The sequence below is a fragment of the Mesorhizobium helmanticense genome (genome assembly GCF_003034915.1).
GTDB classification, from domain to species: domain Bacteria; phylum Pseudomonadota; class Alphaproteobacteria; order Rhizobiales; family Rhizobiaceae; genus Mesorhizobium; species Mesorhizobium helmanticense.
In genome coordinates, this window is the sequence record NZ_PZJX01000113.1 from 1 (window position 1) to 1,118 (window position 1,118).

Below are 1,118 nucleotides of genomic sequence, written 5' to 3' on the forward strand. Positions count from 1 at the left end.
GATTCGACTTATTCCATAGCCGTCTGCCTCGACATAGTGCGTGCATTCCTAGGCTGTGAAAGCTGCGAGGCACTTGGCCACGACGACCAGAGGTCGTCGATGGTTCGGGTTGCAGCCTTTCTCAGGAGAGCCTGGAGCTTCGAGAAAGCCGTCTCGATCGGTTTGAAGTCGGGCGAGTATGGCGGCAGGAACAGGAGCCGCGCCAACCTGCTCGATCACCTCGCGCGCGCCGCTGATCTTTGGGCGGGCAGGTTGTCCATGACCACGATGTCGCCGGGGCAAAGCTCGGGTGCGCGGACCTGCTGCGCCTAGGCGAGGAAGGCAGAACCATTGATAGGGCCATCGAGCAGTATTGGCGCCGCCCAGCCGCAGGCCGGCCGTGAATGTGGTGGTCTTCCAATGGCCGTGAGGAACGGCCGCCCGACAATCGTTCGCCGCGCAGGCTGCGGCCACGCAAACCGCGCCATCTTTGTGGATGCTGCGGTCTCATCGATGAAAATCAGCCTCTCGGGGTCGAGATCGATCTGGCCATCGAACCAGGTTCTGCGGCGGCGCAGGACATTGGGGCGCTGCTATTCGGCGGCGTGCGCCGTCTTCTTTTGAAAACGTGATGCCGCGCCGGTCGAGGTACAGCCGGACCGTGGACGACGCTGCCCGCACGCCACGCTCGGCGGCAAGGCGCTCCCCGATCTCAGCAAGCGTGATGTCCGGCGCGTCCTCGATGAGGCCAAGAATGAAGGCCTCATGCGCATTGAGCTTCGAACGCGACGGCTGGCCCTGCTTGCGCGCTTCCATCTGGCCGGTCTCGTGATAGCGGCGATACCAACTCCCGGCCGTCGAAATACCGATCCGGAAGCGACGCGTCGCCTCCCGCGTCGAAACCCCGACTTAAGTGGCCGCAATCACGTGCGCACGAAGGTCCGCCCTTAGGCTCCTCGTCATCATCACCTCCTCGCAAATCACCGGGACAGTGAATCAGACAGGACCTATCGGCCGATTCTTGTGTTCATCAAAGATGCTCGAGGCATTCTCCGCCGAGTGTTCCGTACGGACCCTGCCAGACCACCAACCGCCGGGCGCGCGAAGCGAATGAACTTTGGAGTTCATTCGTCTACCTC

General features: G+C 62.4%; 1 pseudogene. It reads right to left on the reverse strand.

What is annotated here, in order from left to right:
* Positions 1-942: pseudogene (locus tag C9427_RS33550) on the reverse strand (IS630 family transposase); the annotation flags it as partial.
* Positions 943-1,118 lie beyond the last annotated feature (176 nt).